Consider the following 21,727-nt stretch of genomic DNA (forward strand, 5'->3'; position numbering starts at 1 on the left):
TCCCCCTTAGAAATAGAATCCTTATTTAAGACTTCACTAGCTCAAACAATTCCTTCTTCGTTTTTTTATTTTCGATAATTTCTTTCCAAGGATCCTTATAAACGGAAAGGGTTGTATCCATTCTAGCATTAAGTTCATCTCTTTTTTCTTTATCATCTAATACGGTCTTCACATGTTCAAGACCAACACGTTCAATCCAAGCGGATGTCCGTTCCAAATAATTAGCTGTTTCACGATAATATTGTAAATAAGCACCAGTAATCTCGATGGCTTCTTCATCTGTTTTCACTTTGTAAAGTAAGTCACCACCACGAACATGGGTACCTCCGTTTCCTCCAACATATAGCTCCCATCCTCCATCAATCCCTATAAAACCAATATCCTTAAATCCTGACTCAGCGCAACTCCTAGGACACGCAGATACCGCCATTTTAACTTTATGTGGTGTTTGTAATCCTTCAAACTTCTTTTCGAGCGTAATTCCAAGTCCCATCGAATCTTGTGTACCGAACCGACAGAACTGTTCTCCAACACAAGTTTTAACCGTTCTTAATGATTTTCCATAAGCAAATCCCGATGGCATATCAAGCTCTTCCCAAACACTTGGCAAATCTTCTTTCTTTACTCCAAATAAATCAATTCGTTGCCCTCCAGTTACCTTCACAAGAGGTATTTCAAACTTATCAACCACATCAGCAATTTTTCTTAGATCATTAGCGTTCGTTACTCCACCATACATTCTTGGTACAACAGAATACGTTCCATCTTTTTGAATGTTTGCATGCATACGTTCATTAACAAAACGTGACTCTCTTTCATCTTGATAGGTCACAGGATTTACCATGCCTAAGTAATAGTTAAGGGCTGGACGGCATTTTGAACACCCTTCAGTTGAACTCCAACCAAGTACATTCATTACCTCTTTTACGTGCGTTAAGCCTTTAAGTGTTATTTCTTCTATTACTTCCTCTCTTGATAATGAGGTACATCCACAAACCGCTTCTTTTTGTACGGAGGTATCAAAGTCAGCTCCAAGAGTATGTTGAAGAAGGTCAGCTACAAGTGGTTTACAACCACCACATGAACGAGAAGCCGTTGTGCAGCCTTTAATTTGATCAACTGTTGTACATCCTTTTTCTTGAATTGCTTGAACGATTGCCCCCTTTGAAACTCCATTACAACCACAAATAATTTCTTCATCACTCATAGTAGCAACAAAGCTCTCACCAGCTTCACCGCCAATAGGTTGTAAGATTGCTACTTTCATTGTATCTGATACATCTTCTTGTTTCTGGATCATCGAGAAGAGTCGGTTTCCGTCTCGACTATCTCCAAATAATACAGCACCAACAATTTTATTCTCTCTAAATACTAATTTCTTATAGATACCATCTTGGTCATCAAACACCTTAAGTGCTTTTTTCTCTTCATCCTCAATAAAATCACCAGCTGAAAACACTTCTACACCTGAAACTTTAAGCTGAGTAGACAATACAGAGCCCTTATATGGGATTGTTTCTTCACCACAAATATGTTTTGCTAGTACCTTTCCCTGTTCATATAAAGGCGCAACCAATCCATATGGGATTCCATTATGCTCAGCACATTCCCCAACAGCATAGATATGAGGGATATTTGTTTGTAGATAATCGTTCACAATGATTCCACGGTTTACAGCAAGACCACCTTCTTTAGCTAGAGCAATATTTGGTTTAATTCCGACAGCCATTACAACGAGGTCAGCTTCCACTTGAGTACCGTCCTTAAACGTTACTGCCTCAACTCTTTCATCACCTATAATTGAATCAGTGTTCTTTTCCAATAAGAATTTCATTCCTTGTTTTTCTAACTCATTTTGTAGCATCTTTCCAGCTGTTTGATCCAATTGACGTTCCATTAAGAACGGAGCAATATGAATAACAGAAACATCCATTCCTAAGTTTAATAGCCCTCTAGCAGCTTCTAATCCAAGTAACCCTCCACCAATAACAGCAGCCTTTTTAAACTGTTTTGACGCTGCTAACATTTCATCTGTATCCTTTATATCCCTAAATGCGGTGACTCCTTTTTTATCAGCACCAGGTATAGGAAGGATGAAAGGAAGAGAACCAGTAGCCAAAATTAATTCATCATAAGGTTCAATTCTACCTTTATCAGTAACTACTACCTTTTTTCCTGAATCAATGCTTGAGACAGACTCACCTGTATATAAAGTTATATTATTTTCCTCATACCAAGCCCAATCATTAATTGTAATATCCTCTACATCTGTATCCCCTTGTAACACCTTTGATAATAAAATTCGATTATAATTGGGATGTGGCTCACTCCCAAAAATTGTTATATCAAATTTTTCCTCATTTACTTTTAAAATCTCTTCAATTGCCCGTACACCAGCCATTCCATTACCAACTAAAACTAACTTTTTCTTTCCCATCCTTACTCCCCCTTATTCATATTGCAATCCTCAAACCCCTTAAATAACTTTGCTGATTTTTACTGCACATACTTTAAATCCAGGCATACGACAAGTTGGATCTAGTTCATTCCCTATCAAATTATTGACATTTTGGGTCTCTGCCCAATGAAAGGGAACAAAAACTGTATCTGGTCTTATTTCAGCCGTTATCTTACTTCTAACGACAATGGTTCCTCTTCTAGAGTCAATTTGCACGAGAGATTTATCCTTAATTCCATACCTTTGTGCAGTTGATGGATGAATCTCAATGTAAGATTCTATATTTCTTGCAGCTAGAGAAGGACTTTTTCGTGTTTGTACACCTGTCAGATAATGAGCCATGACTCTTCCTGTAGTAAGTAACAAAGGATAGTCTTCACTTGATTGTTCCTTTTCTATTTCAGGACTGTTACGAACAGGAATCATGATTGCTCTATTGTTTTCATGAGCAAAAACCTCTTCAAAAAGTCGGTCTGTACCTTTATGGTTCACATCTGGACATGGCCACAAGATTCCACCTTCTTCCTTAAGTCGTTGATAAGTGATTCCATAATAGTCTGCAATCCCTCCACGACTAGCAATTCTAAGTTCATTAAAGATATCTTCTGCAGATCTGTAAGGGAAATATTCGCCTTTTCCTAGTATTCTCGCAATCTCAGAAAGAATTTTCCAATCATGCTTCGCTTCGCCTGGAACGTTCTTCTTTGCTTCACGCAAGGTGACCCGCCCTTCGACATTTGTCATTGTTCCTTCATCCTCGAGATAGGAAGTGCTAGGTAGGATTAAATCGGCAAGTGCAGCTGATTCAGAGATAAACATATCAACAGCCACAAAAAACTCTAGTTTCCCCAACGCCTTTTTTACAAAATTAGCATTAGGACTTGAAACAATAGGATTTGAAGCAACTAAAAGCATACCTTTTATTTCACCTTCATCAATTTTTTCCATCATCTCGTAGGCTGAGACACCTTTTCTAGGTAAATTCTCTTCTTTAATGCCCCAAACTTCTGAAATATACTTTCGATCGATCGGGTTTTCAATTGATCGATAGCCAGGCAATTGGTCTGCCTTTTGACCATGTTCTCTACCACCTTGCCCATTTCCTTGACCGGTTATAGCCCCATAACCACAACCTTCCTTTCCAATCTTCCCTGTAACTAACAGAATGTTCAAAAAGTTTCTTACAGCTAAGTATCCATCAGTTTGCTGTTCAACTCCCCTTGCAGTGAAAACCATTCCAGATTCAGAACTCCCAAACATCGTAGCTGCTTTATGGATTTGTTCAGCCTGGACACCTGTTAGTTGACAAATCTCATCGATTTTAAGTTGTGATATATGCTCTTTTAAAGCTTGATAACCTGTCGTTCGATCGTCAATAAAGGTAGAATCAATGAAATTTCCTTCCATTATTGTTTTCAATAAACCATTTGCAAGTGCAGCATCAGTTCCAGGTTTTACCTTAAGATGTAAGTCAGCTATTTTAGAGGTCGCTGTATTTCTTGGATCGATAACAATAATAAAAGAACCATTTTCTTTTGCCTTCTCAAAATAAGGCATGATGGTTGGCTGACATTCTGCAATATTAGTGCCGGCCAGAATGATACATTTTGAATTAGGTATTTCAGATAAGCTATTGGTGATTCCTCGATCGATTCCAAACGCTTGATTTGCAGCAGTTGCTGCTGCCGACATACAAAACCTACCATTATAATCAATGTATTTTGTCTTTAATGCTACTCGAGCAAATTTGCCTAACAAATAAGATTCCTCATTCGTAAGTGACCCACTACCATATACAGACATTGCATCTTGACCATAATCAGACTGAATTTTTAACACCTTTTCTTTTATAAGTGCTAGGGCTTGCTCCCAGGTAATCGGAACAAAGGTACCATCTATTTTTAATAATGGTGTTTTAATACGATCTGAGTGAAATGCATGTTGATGTGCACTCATTCCCTTTATACATAATCTCCCTTCAGTTGTTGGATTATTTAGGCCAATAACCCGGTAATTTTTTCTCGTAACAATTGATTGTTCGATTAACTGCATTTTGCATTGCATACTACAAAACGGACACTGAGTATCGTAGATCTTTTCTGATTCAACTTCTTGCTGCTTCGAACGAAAATACTTCAATAACAATTCTGTCAAAAGTACCCCCCCTTTCAATAAATCAATCTTGAATTTTAATAATTACTTTTAATAAAATCCATTTTCCTTGCTAAATACTTTTTGTCTACTTCGAGGCGTTTTTGTAGTACTTCACACAATTCCTGATCAAAAAGTACTTCTCTTATATGAATAAGACCAAGCCTTGTTATCCATTGCCATGATCGTTCTAAATAATTCGCTGTTTCCCGATAGTATTGAATTAGACTAGTAATCATTTTGATAGCATCTAATTCTGTTTGAACAACACACAATAACTCTCCTTCATGAACATTTCGTCCACTACTTCCTCCAATATAAATCTCCCAACCTCGATCAATCCCAATTACGCCAATATCCTTAGTCGTTGATCCTGCCCCATTATGGATACAAGCAGAAACCCCTAGTTTCATTTGATAAGGTGTTTTTAAGAATTCCACAGTTTCCTCAATAGCTACTGCTATATTTAAAGCTTTATCCTTATCACATTTGCATTTATTTTCTCCAATACAGGTTTTTACATTTCTAACTGTACTTCCATAGGTTAAGCTAAGCGACATATTAAGATCATTCCACACATTCTCAAGATCCTTCTTTTGTACACCCATTATCTGAATTCGCTGTTCACTAGTTATAGCAACATGAGGTATTGAATATTTTTGTACTATTCTTCCTATTGTTTGAAGTTGCTCCCCATTTGTAAGCCCACCATACATTTGAGGAATAATTGTATAAGTGCCATCTTTTTGGATAAATGCATTTTTATTCTTATTAATAAATATCGTTTCTTGTTCTGTCTCATATTCAGGGTAAATCATGCTAAAATAATAATTTAACGCAGGTCTACATGTTCTACACCCTTGATTACTTTTCCAATTAAAGGTTTTAAAAACCTCGTTTATAGATGTCAGAGATTTTAATTGTATTTGTGTAACCACCTCTTCCTCAGAAAGAGAAGTACAGCTACATAACGTCTTCGCCTTGTAAACTTCGTTATGATCTGGGGATTTTGTAAAATCTAAAATATCTTTCACCAACGGTTTACAACTTCCACAAGAACTTGATGCTCTCGTACATTTCTTCACTTGTTCAACCGTTTCTAATCCATCTCTGGTAATACTCTCGATAATCATCCCTTTCGTCACATTATTACAATTACATACAACACTACTATTCGACATTTCAAGAATAGAAGAATTTGATTTTTCTATTGACTGAAGAAGGGACCATTCATCCATTGTTGAAACATCGATTTTCTTTTTGATGAGATCTAGTAATCTAGGTCCATTTGTTGTATCTCCATACAACACTGCACCAATCAACTTGTTATTCCTTAAAACAACCTTCTTATATACACCTGTTTCCTCATTAAACAATGTTATTGATTTTGCACTATCTGTTTCTTGAAAGTCCCCTACAGAAAAGACTTCCACTCCAGATACCTTTAATTGTGTTGTAAGAACTGAACCCTTATAACCGTCGTGCTTCATCCCACAGATTTGCTTCGCAAGAATTCGTCCCTGCTCGTAGAGTGGTTTTACTAACCCATAAACATTCCCCTGATGCTCTACACATTCACCCACTGCATAAATGTCTTTTATACTAGTTTCTAAGCGATCGTTCACAATAATTGCACGATTCGTTTCAATTCCACTAAGTTTAGCCAATTCGATATTTGGTCTAACACCTACCGCCATAATCACTAAATCAGTCTCTACTATAGAGCCATCTTTAAAACGAATACCTTGCACTCGTTCATTACCGAAGAACGCCTCTGTCTTTTTATCTAAAAGAAACTTCATACCTTGTCGTTCAAGTGCTTGCTGTAACATCTTAGAGGCTGATAAATCCAGTTGGCGTTCCATAATGACGTTTGAGTTATGAACTACACTTACATCCATTCCTAGATTCAATAGACCTCTAGCTGCCTCTAATCCTAGTACACCACCACCAATCACTACCGCCTTTTTATCTCCAACTGAACTTTTAAGGATTTTTTCGCAATCATCTATTGTACGAAATGTAAGAACACCTTCTAAGTCATTCCCTGGTAGCGGAAGAATAAAAGGCTTAGAACCAGTGGCAATGATAAGCTTATCAAATGTGAAGATTCGGTTTTTATCAGTTTTTACTGTTTTATTTTCTTTATCAATCCCGATAACCGATTCTTCTATATAGAGATAAATTTGGTTTTGTTTATACCACTCTTCTGTATTCAATGTGACCTCATTAATAGAGGCATCTCCCTGAAGTACTGAAGATAATAAGATTCGGTTATAGTTTAAGTGTCGTTCAGAGCCAAAAATGTAAATTTCAAATCTCGTAGGATCATTGCTGATAATTTCTTCTACACAACGAACACCTGCCATCCCATTTCCAATGACGATTAGCTTTTCCTTTCTCATTTCATTGCACCTCCAGTAAGGGGAAGAAAATTAACTAACACTTTTTAAATATTCAAATAATTAATCTCATGTTAGATGTTATCACATTAAAAGTTAAAAAACATCACTTTTTTCTAAAAAAACCAATACTTCTTTTCTCGAAACATTCCACCCTTTATCGCGATAACGCTTTCAAATTAATCCACTTAAAAACACCGGTACGAAAGTAAAACTTTTTTTATTTTTAACTGTAAGCGCTTTTAAACTTATCATTACAGTGATAACGAGATAATACCAAGTTACTTAGTTGTGTTAGATTTTCTTACATAAAGGGTGACAAAATTATACCGATGTGTATATGATTAAGTAATTTTAAAATTCTGAAATATGAAGGAGGGCTTTTATGAAGGTCGCAGATTTATTTAAGTACAAAGATGAGCGAATGAAAATTTTACACTTTACCTGGCTAGCATTTTTCATCTCTTTTTTCACCTGGTATAATATGGCGCCAATGGCAACAACAATGATGCAAAGTATGAATTGGTTAACACCTCAGCACATTGCTGCATTAGGAATATTAAACGTAGCATTAACCATTCCGGCTCGTATCATAATCGGAACACTTTTAGATCGTTTTGGTCCTAGAGTTATTTACTCCGCCCTATTGATCGTCATGTCGATTCCAGCAATTGTATTTGCATTTGCTGACACTTGGCTCCAATTAATGATTTCAAGGTTAATACTTGGAAGTATTGGAGCTAGCTTTGTAATCGGGATTCGAATGGTATCTGAATGGTTCCCACCAAAAGATGTTGGGTTTGCAGAAGGAATTTATGGTGGTTGGGGAAATTTTGGTTCAGCCGCAGCTGCTATGGTTCTCCCGTATATCGGTTTAACACTTTTCGGTGGTGAAGATGGTTGGAGATACGCTTTAGCAATAACAGGAGTTATTTGTTTCGTATATGGTATTATCTTTTACTTTGTCGTTCGTGACACACCAGAAGGAAAGCCTTTAATTAAACCTAAAAAAACAGGTGCTATGGAGGTTAGTACCTGGGGTGATATGGTACAGTTGATCCTCTGGTCTATTCCTCTAGGAGGAGCACTAGTAGTTAGTTCTTGGCGTTTAGAACAACTTAACTTTATAACAGAAAATGTGTTATATACACTTTGGGTGGTAATTGGTCTAGTATTAATTTATCAAGTATATCAAATCTTGAAAGTGAATGTTCCTATTCTAAAAGTTGGTGTACCAAAGGATGATCAATATAAATTCAAAAATGTCGCAGCATTAAATAGTACTTATTTCGCTAACTTTGGAGCTGAACTTGCTATTGTATCGATGCTTCCGATGTTCTTTCAATTAACATTTTCCCTTACACCTGCAACAGCAGGTTTAATCGCAGCTTCCTTTGCTTTTATCAACCTAGTTGCCCGCCCTTTGGGTGGGTTACTATCAGACCGAATGGGTAGCCGAAGAAATGTTATGCTTGTTTACATGATAGGAATATCCTTAGGCCTACTAGGTATGGGATTCATTGATTCAAGTTGGCCTCTTGTATTCGCTGTATTACTAACAATGCTAACTTCTGTATTTGTACAAGGAGCTGAGGGAGCAACATTTGCAGTTATTCCGATGATAAAGAAGAGAATCACCGGACAAATAGCTGGAATGGCTGGAGCTTTCGGGAATGTTGGAGCTACTATTTACTTAACTTTATACACCTTTGTTACACCACAACAATTCTTCTTCATTCTCGCAGGTGGTGCAATTACAAGTTTTGTTATCTGTTACTTTTGTTTAGAGGAACCCAAAAATTCATTTGGAGAAGAATATTATTTGTCCTCTCAAGATCAACAACCAGAAGAATCACCTGCTTTTGTTGAAGAACCCCCGCTTAAGAAGAACGCTCTATAAGAAGACAAAGAGGATGGGTTTATCCCATCCTCTTTGTCTGTCTATTTGATTATATCAAGCATGTTTTTACTTAGATTTCGGGCACCTATCTCCGTTTGGATTACCTTTTTCCATCCTTCACCGTGATCACGGGCACTTATCTCCGTTTGGATTACCTTTTTCCATCCTTCACCATGATCAGGGGCACTTATCTCCTCTTTGGTTACCTCTTTTCATCCTTCACCGTGATTACGGGCACTTATCTCCTCTTTGGTTACCTCTTTTCATCCTTCACCATGATCACGGGCACTTATCTCTTCTTTGATTACCTTTTTTCATCCTTCACCGTGAACACGGGCACCTATGACCACTTTAATAACCGATACCTATTCAAGCTCAAAAAACAGAATTTTCAGACTTAAATAATCTTATTTCCTCACATTTAAAATCATGTTATGATAATGATGAATTTAACCATATATAATGCAAATCGTAGTAACTGACGAAAATGTGGATTCAACCACAAGGGAGCTACGTAATAGCCAAAATAGCCGTTCGTCTGGGCAAGAGGCAAGGGATACCCTTGTCTCTTTTTTCAATTTCATTTTGTACAAACCTAGAAACTAGAAATCCATACTAAACCTCGGGAGGAATTTTAATGAAAAATGAAAATGTTCTATTACTAGATGGTTCTAAAGTTGCAGGAGAGATTAAAGATCAACTACAGGTAAGAGTTAATCAATTAAAAGAAAACGGAATTACACCTTGCCTAGCTACTATTTTGGTTGGTGACGATCCTTCATCAGCAACTTATGTAAAAATGAAAGGAAATGCTTGCAAAAGAATTGGGATGATCTCTAAAAGAATTGATTTACCAAAAGAAACGACTACTCAAGAATTATTAGATGTTATTGTTGAGCTTAACAATGACTCATCAGTTCATGGGATATTACTTCAACATCCTGTTCCTGAGCAAATCGATGAAAGAGCTGCGTTCGAGGCTATAAGCATTGAAAAAGATGTTGATGGAGTAACTAGTTTAGGATTTGGACAAACTGCTCTTGGATTTGGAGAATATCCTTCATGTACCCCAGCAGCAATTCTAGAAATCATAGATTATTATAAGTTACCAATCGAAGGTAAACACGCTGTTGTAATAGGAAGAAGCCCAATCCTTGGAAAACCGGTCTCCATGTTACTATTGAATCGAAATGCGACAGTAACAACTTGTCACTCTCGTACTCAGAATTTACCTGAACTTGTTAAACAAGCTGATATTATCGTTGCAGCTGTTGGAAAAGCGAACTTTGTTCAAGGTGACTGGGTAAAAGAAGGAGCAGTTATTCTAGATGCAGGTTATAATGAAGGAAATGTCGGCGATGTTGATTATGAAGCTTGTTTACCTAAGGCAAGTGCAATAACCCCCGTTCCCGGAGGAGTTGGCCCTGTTACAATCTCAATGCTTCTAAAACAAACTGTTGCAGCAGCAGAAAAATTAGTTTAATAAACTTTTAGCAGACATAGTTGTCTGCTTCAGAGTGTAGACAAAGTATAATTTGTAAAACCCAGGCTGATTGAAAACGCTTGAAGTCGAGGCGCGAATCCTTGGGAGGAGCGGAGTTACCATGAGGGTAATGAGCACCGAGCGAGGGTTCGCAACGAAGAATGCGAGCGTTTGTCAACAGCCTGAAGCAGACATAGTTGTCTGCTTTTTTAGTTCTATTTACACCCTCTATTAGGGTACAAATAACTACCCTATCCCCTTCAAAATAAGTGATTCAACCCATTGGAAACATTCTCCTTAATTAGTAAAATTATTAAGAAAAAACGGGAACTTACGACATATTTTTTAAGGGGACTTTTATGAAAGAAGAGTTAAACCAATCACGAAAGACTAAATTCAGTAGAAAGAGAAATAAAAAATCAGGTTTTATATTTGCAGGTTCCTTTTTCTGTTTACTATTAATTTTGATAGTAAATAAACAAACATTTTCAAATGATCAACAGCAATTTCTAGCCTTAAATTCTATAAAGGAGAGTAAGAAAGAGACACTTTTATTAGACTCTATTCAAGTTCCTAAGGAACAAGAAATAGTTGAAACGGATGCTGTTAAAGAAACAAGCATGCAAGAGGGAAAAAGCTTGAATCATGAGGGAAATGTCATTACTGAAGTTCCGCAGGAAGTTTTAGAAACTACCAATGAGTCTAGCAATCCAAAATTGACACCAATTACAATGCCTTCACCTGATAATAAACATGTAGAGATACCTAATGAAATTATCCCAGTAGATATTAAGCCAGCAAACAAAGTTATGGCACCTAAACAATTAATCATCGAACATATCGTTTCTAAAAGCCAAACAGCGTTTGGTATTTCAAAGCTCTATTATTTGACTAACGAGGCACAAACGATCCTAACATTTAATGGCATTACAAATCCTTCAAACGGACTTAAAGAAGGAATGAAAATAAAGATTCCTAACCCTGATATCATCGCACATATAACAGTAAAAAAAGGGGATACATTATTTAGCATTTCAAATACTCAATATAGTAAATCAAACTATCTAGCATTTTTAATGGAATTTAATGGGATACATCAACCTGAAGTTGATTTTAAAATCGGAAATAACCTTTATATACCAACAGATAAACAAGTTATAACCCATCAAATAAAACCTAAACAAACGATTTATAGTATTATGAATCAATATTATGATTTACCTTCTATCCAATCTAAAATTGCTTCCTTCAATCGGTTTTCAAACGTTAACAAAGATATAAAAGTAAACATGGTTATTAAGATTCCTAATTTATTTAAAGCCAACCTGAAAAACCCTCCGGCTCCAAAAGAAGTAGATAAAAACTTATATATTGAGATTAATCGAGCAAAGAATGAGTTATCACTCTTTAATAAAGGAAAAGTTATCTACAAAACCAAAGTAGCGACAGGCCAAAATTGGTCTACACCTAAAGGTACATTTACTGTTTCTATCAAATTCGTTAACCCTTATTATACACCCCGTAAAATTGCTGGAGGTGATCCGTCAAATCCATTAGGTACTCGTTGGTTAGGACTGAGTATACCAGGGACTGAAGGTAGGACATATGGAATCCATGGAACAAATAAACCTTCTTCTATAGGAGGATTCGCTTCTATTGGTTGTATAAGGATGTTAAATGAAGAGATTGAGTGGTTATATGATAAAATACCTATTGGAACAAAAGTTATCATTCTATAAATATACTTAGAGAAAGTTGAACTATTCGTGCTAGTTAATCAACTATTCACTCAGTGAAGCCGATAGAAAATGAAACCTAAAGCACAAAGATCCGTATACTTTTACATCAGGGTTTAGGAGGTGTAAGAATGGAGGTTCCTTTTTTTGCTGGTGATCTCATGTTTCAATTTGTCTCGATTTTTATTGGAATCATTTTTGTTATTATCATTGGAACCATTTTATTCTCAATTTTTAAAGGCATTGGCCAATGGCAAAAAAATGAGAATTCACCTAAATTAATAGTTCCAGCGATCGTCAAATCTAAACGAACAGATGTTAGACGAAGCGGAAGTATAAATAATGAGCATCATCACACAACATCACATACAAGATATTATGTAACTTTTGAATTTGAAAGTGGTGATCGCTCCGAATTTCTTATTTCAGGGAACGAATACGGTTTACTCTCTGAAGGCGATATTGGTAAGTTAACCTTTCAAGGTACCAGGTTCTTGGGTTTTACTAGAAAACAAGTGAATAGTTAATTGATTAAAGAAGGAATTTCTCATGTAGTAATAATACTGAGATTCCTTTTTTATTATGATGATTTTTTTATGTCACCTATTGTTCACACCTCATGTGACGCACATCACAATCTCCCCCTCTTTATCTATGTTAAAGTGTGATTGAGAAATATTATCACTAATTAACGAGGTGATTCCTATGACTAAGATCATAGACTTATCCCAATCAGTTTACGATTTGTGTACACTTTATCCGGAGATCATCCCTATTATGAAGGACCTAAACTTTACAAATATCACCAATCCCACTATGTTACAAACTGCCGGGCGAGTAATGACAATACCAAATGGGTGTAGAATGAAGGGCATTTCCTTAGATACAGTCAAACAAGCTTTCCACGAAAAAGGTTTTAGCATTATAGAGTAGAGGAGAAAAAACTAATGAGTGAAATAATTAATAACCGTGAAAAAGAACAATTAAGTGATGGCAAACGCCAAGAAATGTTAAAAAGGATCATCAAAGAATTGCATAATGGTAAAAGCGTTGATGACGTAAGAGCACAATTTGAGGAGGCAATTGGAAGTATATCAATTGCAGAAATCTCACAACTTGAGCAAGCACTCATGGAGGAAGAAGGCATTCCTGTTTCTGAAGTTCAACGATTATGTTCCGTTCATACAGCCGTTTTTAAAGGATCAATCGAACAAATCCATCAGTCGAACAAACAAGAAGACCAACCAGGTCATCCTGTTCATACATTCAAGCTTGAAAATAAAGAAATTGATTTACTAGTTAACTTTAAGCTTCAACTTCATCTTGAACGTTTTGAAAAGGATGATTCTGAGGAAACAATCTATAAGCTTCTTGAAGATTTAAACCTTTTATTAGATATAGACAAACATTATAGTCGTAAAGAAAATTTATTGTTCCCCTATTTAGAAAAGTACGGAATTTATGGACCTACACAAGTGATGTGGGGGATTGATGACCATATCCGTAATGGAATAAAAATCTCGAAACAAAAATTGCTGAACTATCATGGAGAAAAACAAGAAGTAATCGATGAACTCCGCTTTGTCATTAAGGAAGTTGGAGAAATGATATTTAAAGAAGAGAATATTCTTTTACCGATGGCATTATCTACCTTAACAGAGGATGAGTGGGTAAAAATAGCTTATGAAAGTGATGAAATTGGTTTTTGTTTAACTGGACCAGCCGGTGTTTGGAAACCTGAAAGAGCACCAGTCGAAGAGAAATCAATCTCTGAAGGATTTATCCAATTTGAGACAGGTATTGTATCACTAAAGCAATTAGAATTAATCCTTAATCACCTCCCTGTTGATCTTACTTTTATTGATAAAGATGATATAGTGCGTTACTTTTCCCATGGTAAGGAACGAATTTTCGCAAGAACAAAAGCAGTGATTGGTAGAACTGTTCATAATTGTCATCCTCCTAAAAGTGTTCATGTGGTAGAAAAGCTACTTCATGATTTCAAATCAGGGACAAAGGATCATGAAGATTTCTGGATCAAAATGAAAGATAAAACGATTTATATTCGATACTTTGCTGTGAGAGATGAACAAGGAAACTATATAGGTACACTTGAATTTACTCAAAATATTGCACCAATCCAAGCCCTTGAGGGTGAAAAACGGATACTTTCTGAATAACTATTTTAAAAGGGAGGTATAAACAATGGCTAATGAATTATATGATAGAGTTTATGAAGTTTTAGAAGAAGTAATCGATCCTGAACTGGGAATTGATATAGTGAACCTTGGTTTAGTATATGAGGTTATACTTGAAGATGAACAAGCGATCATCAAAATGACGATGACATCAATGGGATGTCCTTTAGCAGGACAAATTATATCGGATGCAAAAATGAAGTTAACGACCAACATTCCAGATTTAAAAGATGTACAAATTGATATTGTATGGAGCCCACCTTGGACAAAAGAACTTATGTCACGATATGCAAAAATTGCATTAGGCGTTCATAATTAATAATAAGTGGAAACTTCTTGTCGGCAAAAAAGCTACCCGAAAAAAAAGGGTAGCTTTTCTTAATTTCTAATAATAATGTAAACCATATACACGATATATGCTATAGCTAGTGTCAATCCCTCATATCGACCTATTCTCGATCTGGAATTTGAGAATATGAGAAGTACAACTGTAAAAGCAATCATAAAAATGACATCGGCAAACATTTTTGAATCAAACGGAAGTGGTGCGATTACAGATGTCGAACCTAGCACGAAAAGTATATTGAATATGTTACTTCCCACAATATTCCCCAAGGCGATCTCACTTTGCTTTTTAATCGAAGCAGTTACTGAAGTAATTAACTCTGGTAAAGATGTTCCAACAGCAACAATCGTTAATCCGACTAACGTTTCACTCATCCCAAGACTAATCGCAATCTTCGTACTACTTTGAACGACTAAATTACCACCATAAATAATCGCAGCAAGACCTGCAATGGTAATAACTATATTCTTCCCCCAAGTTCCCTTTTCCTGAACTTGTGTGTCCTGACTATTGGTTTCACGACTACTTAGTGCAACTTCAATAATATAGTACATAAATACAGAGAAAAATAGTAAGAAAATAATCCCATCACTTCTTGTAATTAAATTAATATTTGTTGATTGAAGTACAACATCAGCCATAAGTACTAATAAAGCCGTGCTTGCTAACAACGTGAAAGGAATTTCCTTTCGAATGGTTGAATTTTCCACCTTTAATGGATTTAATAACGCAGTTAGTCCAATAACAAAGGTAATATTAAAAATATTACTTCCAACCACGTTCCCTACTGCTAAATTTGGATTACCATCAAGTGCAGCGATAATACTAACTGTTGCTTCCGGTGAACTAGTTCCTAAAGCTACAATTGTAAGTCCAACAAGTAAAGGTGGTACTTTAAGCAATGTAGCAATTTTTGACGAGCCCTCTACGAAGAAATCAGCTCCTTTTATTAACAAAGCAAATCCAATAATAAGAATCAAATAGGTCATAAAACCCCATTACCCCTTTCCTGAAAAAAAACATTATACAATTCTTTCTCTTTATACTGAAATAGATACAGAACCTAAAAAACAAATTCACTTCGTATAGATTATGATTTTAATCCTATAAATAATTATTCCTCATTATCTCAAGAATATCACTTTGAATCAGGAATTTAACTTACAAGCTCAGACCTCTTTCTCCCGCACCTATTTTAACATAGTTTTCCACAATTTAGTTATCAAGAACAATCACATTTATTGATTTAGAAAAGTGACATCAATGGTTTAACTACTAGTTGTTTCTTCAAATACTCTTCTTAAATATTGACGTCCAAATTTTAAATAGGCTACTATTAGGTGAATATGTTCATAAGGAGAATTATATGAAGAAGGCTGAAGTATTTATCTTATCAGGGTTTCTCGGTAGTGGCAAAACCACTCTCTTAACAAATCTTTTAACTCAAGAAAAGGAATTAGATCGAAAAGTAGCAGTTGTTATGAATGAATTAGGTAGTGTGTCGATTGATTCTGATGCAATAGATAAGGATACGCCACTTAAAGAACTGTTGAATGGATGTGTGTGTTGTACCATCCAAGGGCAACTTGAAGTTCACCTACAAGGATTACTAAAAGAAAATGATCTAGATTCCATTTATATTGAAACAACAGGTGTCGCACATCCTATTGAAGTACTGGATGCTTGTCTCTCACCTTTGTTCGCAGATCAATTATCGGTTCAATCCATCATTACAATGGTTGATGCTAAACGTTGGCAAGAAAGAGCCTCAATTAGCATCCGACTACATAAGTTACTAAAGGAACAAGTCAGACATGCTGATGTTATTTTAATTAATAAAATTGATCAACTTTCTGAATCAGAACAAGCACAAACAGTCATGGAAATACAATCCATTAACCCTAAAGGGAAATGCTTATTGACACAATATGCTAGAGTAGGATTAGATGCATTAAGATTAGATCGGCCACATAACATTGATGCTCATGAATCAACACATGTTGAGCGTGATTTACATGTCAAATCCTATGTTCACCAATTCAGTGTACCTCTTGATTTAGATCTATTTGAAGAATGGTTGAAGAAAATGCCAGATACGATCTACCGAATTAAAGGATATCTCAAATTTACACATTCACAGAATACTTATTTGTTTCAATACTCTTATGGCATGCCCATCTATATGAAAGAACTAATGGATTATCCGATGAATGTTGTTTTTATCGGGGAAGATATTAGTCGTGATTGGCTTAAAAACGAAATGAATCGTCTTGAGGTATTATCAACTTTATAAGTCGGAAATCACTAGCTGAATAGAACCCTCCTTTTTGGATAAGTTAAAAACGAGTAATTAACAAATTAATTACTCAAATATACGTCGGGAGTGATGTATCATGGCAAGAAACAAACTTTTGGTTCCTGGTTCAGCTAATGCGCTTGATCAAATGAAAGAGGAAATCGCCAATGAGTTTGGAGTTCAACTTGGTGCTGATACGACCGCTCGTGCAAATGGTTCTGTCGGTGGAGAAATGACTAAACGTCTAATCAAAATGGCGGAGCAACAATTAGGGAATCAACAACGATAACGTTCCCAAATGGAGTGGCTGTCCCAGAAGGAATGCGCAAGGCACTTATGGGGCAGCCTCTTTTATCAAGGAGGAAAGAGGTTGTCCAATGAATCCTGTGAAATTAATACTTATTTCTTCGGTTATCACAGATATTTTCCTAATCTTATTTCTTAGCACAATGATTGAAGAAATTGGAATTATGTTCTTTCTCGTTATTGTTTTGATCATTATTTCTGGAACAGCCATTCTTTTTACCATTTTAAAGAAAAAAACTAAATGAAAAAAAGCTGATCTCTAAGTATCAGCTTTTTCGATGTTAAGCGGTTGTATTAATACTATGTTAGTACCCATTTCTGCTTGGGTCATCTTTTTCCCCTTCGCCTCAATCATCGTTACTCCGAAAAAAATCATACAAACTAAGAGAATTCCAAAAAGCATAACAATCATCACATTTTTTACCAATGCCATTTTTTTATCACCCTACAATATAGTCGTAATAGTCGTAAAAATAGTTACTATCCACTATATTTAACAACAGTCAATTTTATGTATTATTTAAACTTTTTATTTTTGTTTAATTTATAATCCTCCTCACAATTGTAAAAATTTGTACATACCATATAGTATGAAAGGAGGTTAAATAATGCCATATTGCATATTGTTATTTCTAGCATGTATTCTCTCTGGTTTCGCACTGTTACAAATCACTTTAACTGGTGCTTTAGCAGGTTTAACACCTATTCTTCATATCATAGCCACATTAGTAATCCTCGTATTTGCATTAGTCATAATCTATAAAGGCTTTGTTGCCCTTATCAAAAAGAAATGTTAATAGTGCAAAACAAAAGAAGGCTATCACTAGGACAGCCTTCTTCAATTTATGCGTACATTTTTTCAACTTGTTTTTGCAGCTCTTCATTTTCTAAATACTCATCATAAGCCATTTGCTTATCAACAAGTCCATTTGGCGTAATTTCAATAATACGATTTGCAATTGTTTGAACAAATTGATGATCATGTGATGTAAATAAGATTGAACCTTTAAATGCAATCAAACCATTGTTAAGGGCAGTAATTGATTCTAAGTCTAAATGGTTTGTTGGGTCATCAAGGAGTAATACGTTTGACCCGCTTAACATCATCTTAGATAGCATACAACGGACCTTTTCTCCTCCAGAAAGAACACTTGCTTTCTTTAGAACTTCCTCACCAGAAAATAACATTCTTCCCAAGAATCCACGTAAGAAACTTTCACTTTGATCATTAGGAGAAAATTGACGTAGCCAATCAACTAAAGTAACGTCACTGTTTTCAAAGTATTTAGAGTTGTCTTTTGGGAAGTAAGCTTGTGAGGTTGTTACCCCCCATTTAAATGTTCCACTGTCAGCTTCCATTTCACCCATTAGAATTTTTAATAGTGCTGTTTTAGCAATTTCGTCTTTGCCAACAAGAGCAATTTTATCTTCTTTATTCATGATAAAACTTACATTATCAAGTACTTTAACTCCATCAATCGTTTTTGATATGCCGTCAACTCTCAACAAATCATTTCCGATTTCACGTTCTGGCGTAAAACCAACAAAAGGATACTTACGAGAAGATGGTCTAATATCATCCAATGTGATTTTATCTAGTAACTTCTTACGAGAAGTTGCTTGCTTAGACTTCGAAGCATTTGCACTAAAACGAGCAATAAACGCTTGAAGTTCTTTAACCTTTTCCTCTTTTTTCTTATTACCTTCTTGAGTTAATTTTGTAGCTAACTGGCTTGATTCATACCAAAAGTCGTAATTCCCTACATAAACTTGTATTTTCCCATAGTCTAAATCAGCCATGTGAGTACAAACTTTGTTTAAGAAATGACGGTCATGTGACACAACGATAACTGTATTGTCAAAATTGATCAAGAAGTCTTCCAACCATTTGATTGCCTTTAAGTCCAAGTGGTTTGTAGGCTCATCTAATAGAAGAATGTCAGGTTTACCGAATAAAGCTTGAGCTAAAAGCACTTTCACTTTATCTCCACCAGTTAAATCAGCCATTTTCTTAGTGTGCAAATCTTCTGATATACCTAAGCCTTTTAATAAAATCGCAGCTTCTGATTCTGCTTCCCAACCATTTAACTCTGCAAACTCACCTTCAAGCTCAGCAGCTCTCATTCCATCTTCATCAGAGAAATCAGCTTTCATATAGATCGCATCTTTTTCTTGTTTTACTTCATAAAGACGTGCATGCCCCATAATGACAACATTTAACACTTCATGTTCTTCATATTCAAAGTGATTTTGCTTCAATACCGCTAATCTCTCTCCTGGTGTGATATGAACATCTCCAACTTGTTGTTCAATTTCACCTGAAAGAATCTTTAGGAATGTTGATTTCCCCGCTCCATTTGCCCCAATAAGTCCATAGCAATTACCCGGTGTAAATTTTATATTAACATCTTCAAATAATTTTCGATCTCCGTATCTTAAGCCAACATTTGTAACTGTAATCATGTAATATAAATCCTCCATTTCAAGAGTTTATTTATGCACCCTTGATATATTAAACATTATGTTATTTTCTATAGGATACCAATTAACAATTATATATAAAACCAATAGAAATGTCCACTTTCCTTCACTGTAGGTCGGAAGGAATTTGTATAAGAATATCGTGATTGTGTCACACTAACAGTGATATTCCTTTGAGTATCAATCGTTTCAGGGGTATCCAATCCAACTATGAGGTGATAATAAATGAGTTATAGAAATCATTTAGATGAACACTCGAAATTGTTTCACCATAATTGGACACGACCTAAACGTGCTAGTTCTCAAGTAAACGGGCATACTAAAAGGTCTCAATCAATTATTATTACTTTAAGTAACGCGAAAGCGCATAGGTACTAATAATAGATTCGGATGTACGAATGAAACGAAATAGAAGGCACAGATTTGTGCCTTCTTTCCTTTCTAGTGCTCATAAATCATTTTCCTAGTCATACCTCCATCAACAACAAGATCAGTACCAGTTACAAAATCATTACTGTCGTCCGTTAAATATAGACATGCTCGCGCAATATCTTCAGGTTTTCCAACTCTTCCAGTTGGATGCTGTTCATGATCAATCTCACGTAATGATTCATAATCACTAACCTCGATCCAGCCTGGACTTATTGAATTAACTCTAATGTTATCCGGCCCTAAAGTAATGGCAAGTGCATGTGTTAATGCCAAAATTCCACCCTTAGATGCAGAGTAGCTTTCGGTATGTGGTTCAGACATCGTTGCTCTGGTTGATGCGATATTGACTATTGCTCCACCTTGACCATTATTTCTCATGTACTTTGCAGATTGTTGAGAAACCATAAACACACTTCTTAAGTTTGTATTTAGGACTTGATCCCACTCTTCAACTTTTAAGTCATAAAATGATTTAAAAGTTGAAATGCCAGCATTATTAATGACAATATCAATTCTCTCAAATAATTCAATCGTCTTATTAATTAAGTAAATAACTTCATCTTGAATCGTAACATCCGTTTTAACAAAGATGGCTTTTCCTATAGCTTGCTCATTAATTTGTGAAACAACTTTTAGACCTTGTTCTTCATTTTTATCAGCGACGATAACATTTGAACCAAGTACTCCATAAGCTAAAGCAATTGATTTACCAATACCATTTGCCGCGCCAGTTATGACAACAACTTTATTTTGAAAGCTCATCTATATTACCCCTTTAGCGACTTAATTTAGTGTAGTATAACATCGATTGATTATGTAATAAAAGCTCCCCATTTAGAGAAGCTTTTATTGATTATTATTTAGCGAATTTGTGATTACCAATGGTTGTTGTAACTTCCCTTGTTAAAATCCACTTATTTGTACTTTTCGCTGGATTGTAAAAGTATAAGGATCCTCTACCTTGTCCTCGAAATGCAATTGCTTCTTCTACTGCACGCTTTGCACTCAAGTCTGCTGGTTGATTAATTGTTCCATTTGCAACAGGAGAAAAAGCATAACCACCGTTCGAAGTTCGTTCATAAATAACACCTTGAATTGTATTCGGAAATAACCCACTATCAACACGATTTAAAACGACTGTTGCCACAGCGACCTTTCCTGCATATGGTTCTCCTTTTGCTTCTGCATGTACAATTTTAGCTAATAAATCTTTTTCTGCAGCTGTTAAAGATTTAGGAATAACTAATTTTTGTCCCGGATAAATGATATTACTAGTTTGTTTGTTTACTTGCTTTAACATATTAACTGAAACACTGTTCCACGTTGCAATTTTCCATAGAGTATCGCCTGATTTAACAGTATATGTGGTTGATGCTTCTGTATTGGCATTAAATAAGAACATTGATACAGCAAGAGTTGAAATAATTATTAGCTTATTTGTTAATTTCATTATTGAATTCCTCCTAGTAGTCTATTTCTCTACTAGACGGTAACAGTTGTAATATAATTAATCATTCTCTAATAAATGGGAATTCTTT

20 protein-coding genes and 1 riboswitch are annotated in these 21,727 nt (G+C 35.5%); of the genes, 12 read left to right on the top strand and 8 right to left on the bottom strand.

Going from position 1 to position 21,727, the window contains the following annotated elements:
• Positions 1–25 precede the first annotated feature (25 nt).
• Genes nirB (BLQ56_RS05845) through nirB (BLQ56_RS05855) form a run of 3 tightly spaced genes read right to left on the bottom strand, consistent with a single transcriptional unit; the run spans position 26 to position 7,014 of the window.
• A complete protein-coding gene (nirB, locus tag BLQ56_RS05845) occupies positions 26–2,437 on the bottom strand; it encodes a nitrite reductase large subunit NirB (protein WP_090850872.1) in 2,412 nt (803 codons plus the stop codon).
• Between the two features lie 39 nt (positions 2,438–2,476).
• Complete coding sequence (gene nasC / locus BLQ56_RS05850; protein ID WP_090850874.1) at positions 2,477–4,612, bottom strand: assimilatory nitrate reductase catalytic subunit NasC; 2,136 nt, start codon at positions 4,610–4,612, stop codon at positions 2,477–2,479.
• 35 nt (positions 4,613–4,647) lie between these two features.
• Complete coding sequence (nirB, locus tag BLQ56_RS05855) at positions 4,648–7,014, bottom strand: nitrite reductase large subunit NirB (RefSeq protein WP_090850876.1); 2,367 nt, start codon at positions 7,012–7,014, stop codon at positions 4,648–4,650.
• A gap of 382 nt (positions 7,015–7,396) precedes the next feature.
• Here nirB (BLQ56_RS05855) and BLQ56_RS05860 point away from each other — a divergent pair, with 382 nt between their 5' ends.
• The 7 genes from BLQ56_RS05860 (at position 7,397) to BLQ56_RS05890 (ending at position 14,647) form a co-directional block, all read left to right on the top strand.
• On the top strand, positions 7,397–8,911 hold the full coding sequence (locus BLQ56_RS05860) for a NarK family nitrate/nitrite MFS transporter (protein ID WP_090850878.1): 1,515 nt from the start codon (positions 7,397–7,399) through the stop codon (positions 8,909–8,911).
• Positions 8,912–9,375: 464 nt separating this feature from the next.
• Positions 9,376–9,462: riboswitch (ZMP/ZTP riboswitch) on the top strand.
• An 86-nt stretch (positions 9,463–9,548) separates the two neighbouring features.
• Positions 9,549–10,394, top strand: coding sequence for a bifunctional 5,10-methylenetetrahydrofolate dehydrogenase/5,10-methenyltetrahydrofolate cyclohydrolase (locus BLQ56_RS05865; RefSeq protein WP_090850880.1), 846 nt, complete (start codon positions 9,549–9,551; stop codon positions 10,392–10,394).
• Positions 10,395–10,753: 359 nt separating this feature from the next.
• Entirely contained in the window at positions 10,754–12,133 is a 1,380-nt protein-coding gene (locus BLQ56_RS05870) for a L,D-transpeptidase family protein (RefSeq protein WP_090850882.1), read from the top strand.
• Positions 12,134–12,261: 128 nt separating this feature from the next.
• Positions 12,262–12,657: a DUF2500 domain-containing protein gene (locus BLQ56_RS05875; RefSeq protein WP_090850884.1), complete on the top strand. Its 396-nt coding sequence runs from the start codon at positions 12,262–12,264 to the stop codon at positions 12,655–12,657.
• Positions 12,658–12,835: 178 nt separating this feature from the next.
• Positions 12,836–13,063 (top strand): DUF1858 domain-containing protein, encoded by a 228-nt coding sequence (locus BLQ56_RS05880; protein WP_090850885.1) that lies wholly within the window; start codon positions 12,836–12,838, stop codon positions 13,061–13,063.
• Between the two features lie 14 nt (positions 13,064–13,077).
• Positions 13,078–14,310 carry a DUF438 domain-containing protein gene (locus BLQ56_RS05885; protein WP_090850886.1) on the top strand — a complete coding sequence of 411 codons (1,233 nt, stop codon included), beginning with the start codon at positions 13,078–13,080 and terminating at the stop codon, positions 14,308–14,310.
• 25 nt (positions 14,311–14,335) lie between these two features.
• The gene (locus BLQ56_RS05890; RefSeq protein WP_090850887.1) at positions 14,336–14,647 is read left to right on the top strand and encodes a metal-sulfur cluster assembly factor; all 312 of its coding nucleotides are present in this window, start codon (positions 14,336–14,338) and stop codon (positions 14,645–14,647) included.
• A gap of 59 nt (positions 14,648–14,706) precedes the next feature.
• Here the strand turns inward: BLQ56_RS05890 and BLQ56_RS05895 are convergent, their stop codons facing one another.
• Complete coding sequence (locus BLQ56_RS05895) at positions 14,707–15,663, bottom strand: calcium/sodium antiporter (RefSeq protein ID WP_090850889.1); 957 nt, start codon at positions 15,661–15,663, stop codon at positions 14,707–14,709.
• Positions 15,664–16,040: 377 nt separating this feature from the next.
• Here BLQ56_RS05895 and BLQ56_RS05900 point away from each other — a divergent pair, with 377 nt between their 5' ends.
• From BLQ56_RS05900 to BLQ56_RS23335, 3 genes are all read left to right on the top strand, one after another.
• Complete coding sequence (locus tag BLQ56_RS05900; protein ID WP_090850891.1) at positions 16,041–16,967, top strand: CobW family GTP-binding protein; 927 nt, start codon at positions 16,041–16,043, stop codon at positions 16,965–16,967.
• A gap of 100 nt (positions 16,968–17,067) precedes the next feature.
• Positions 17,068–17,259 (top strand): alpha/beta-type small acid-soluble spore protein, encoded by a 192-nt coding sequence (locus BLQ56_RS05905; RefSeq protein ID WP_090850893.1) that lies wholly within the window; start codon positions 17,068–17,070, stop codon positions 17,257–17,259.
• 88 nt (positions 17,260–17,347) lie between these two features.
• Positions 17,348–17,521: a hypothetical protein gene (locus BLQ56_RS23335; RefSeq protein ID WP_175490194.1), complete on the top strand. Its 174-nt coding sequence runs from the start codon at positions 17,348–17,350 to the stop codon at positions 17,519–17,521.
• A gap of 14 nt (positions 17,522–17,535) precedes the next feature.
• On the opposite strand, the gene BLQ56_RS23340 is transcribed toward BLQ56_RS23335, so the two are convergent.
• Entirely contained in the window at positions 17,536–17,709 is a 174-nt protein-coding gene (locus tag BLQ56_RS23340) for a hypothetical protein (protein WP_175490195.1), read from the bottom strand.
• A gap of 175 nt (positions 17,710–17,884) precedes the next feature.
• Here BLQ56_RS23340 and BLQ56_RS05910 point away from each other — a divergent pair, with 175 nt between their 5' ends.
• Entirely contained in the window at positions 17,885–18,073 is a 189-nt protein-coding gene (locus BLQ56_RS05910) for a hypothetical protein (RefSeq protein ID WP_090850895.1), read from the top strand.
• Positions 18,074–18,119: 46 nt separating this feature from the next.
• Here BLQ56_RS05910 and BLQ56_RS05915 read toward each other — a convergent pair whose 3' ends face one another.
• Positions 18,120–19,739, bottom strand: a complete 1,620-nt coding sequence (locus BLQ56_RS05915; RefSeq protein WP_090850897.1) for an ABC-F family ATP-binding cassette domain-containing protein — start codon at positions 19,737–19,739, stop codon at positions 18,120–18,122.
• A 243-nt stretch (positions 19,740–19,982) separates the two neighbouring features.
• Here BLQ56_RS05915 and BLQ56_RS05920 point away from each other — a divergent pair, with 243 nt between their 5' ends.
• Positions 19,983–20,135: a YpzG family protein gene (locus BLQ56_RS05920; protein WP_090850899.1), complete on the top strand. Its 153-nt coding sequence runs from the start codon at positions 19,983–19,985 to the stop codon at positions 20,133–20,135.
• Positions 20,136–20,198: 63 nt separating this feature from the next.
• On the opposite strand, the gene BLQ56_RS05925 is transcribed toward BLQ56_RS05920, so the two are convergent.
• Together BLQ56_RS05925 and BLQ56_RS05930 are read right to left on the bottom strand one after the other, a co-directional pair.
• Positions 20,199–20,951 (bottom strand): glucose 1-dehydrogenase, encoded by a 753-nt coding sequence (locus tag BLQ56_RS05925; protein WP_090850900.1) that lies wholly within the window; start codon positions 20,949–20,951, stop codon positions 20,199–20,201.
• A 94-nt stretch (positions 20,952–21,045) separates the two neighbouring features.
• Positions 21,046–21,639: a cell wall hydrolase gene (locus tag BLQ56_RS05930; protein ID WP_090850902.1), complete on the bottom strand. Its 594-nt coding sequence runs from the start codon at positions 21,637–21,639 to the stop codon at positions 21,046–21,048.
• Positions 21,640–21,727 lie beyond the last annotated feature (88 nt).

The organism is Litchfieldia salsa (genome assembly GCF_900104555.1).
In the GTDB taxonomy this organism is placed as follows: domain Bacteria; phylum Bacillota; class Bacilli; order Bacillales; family Bacillaceae_L; genus Litchfieldia; species Litchfieldia salsa.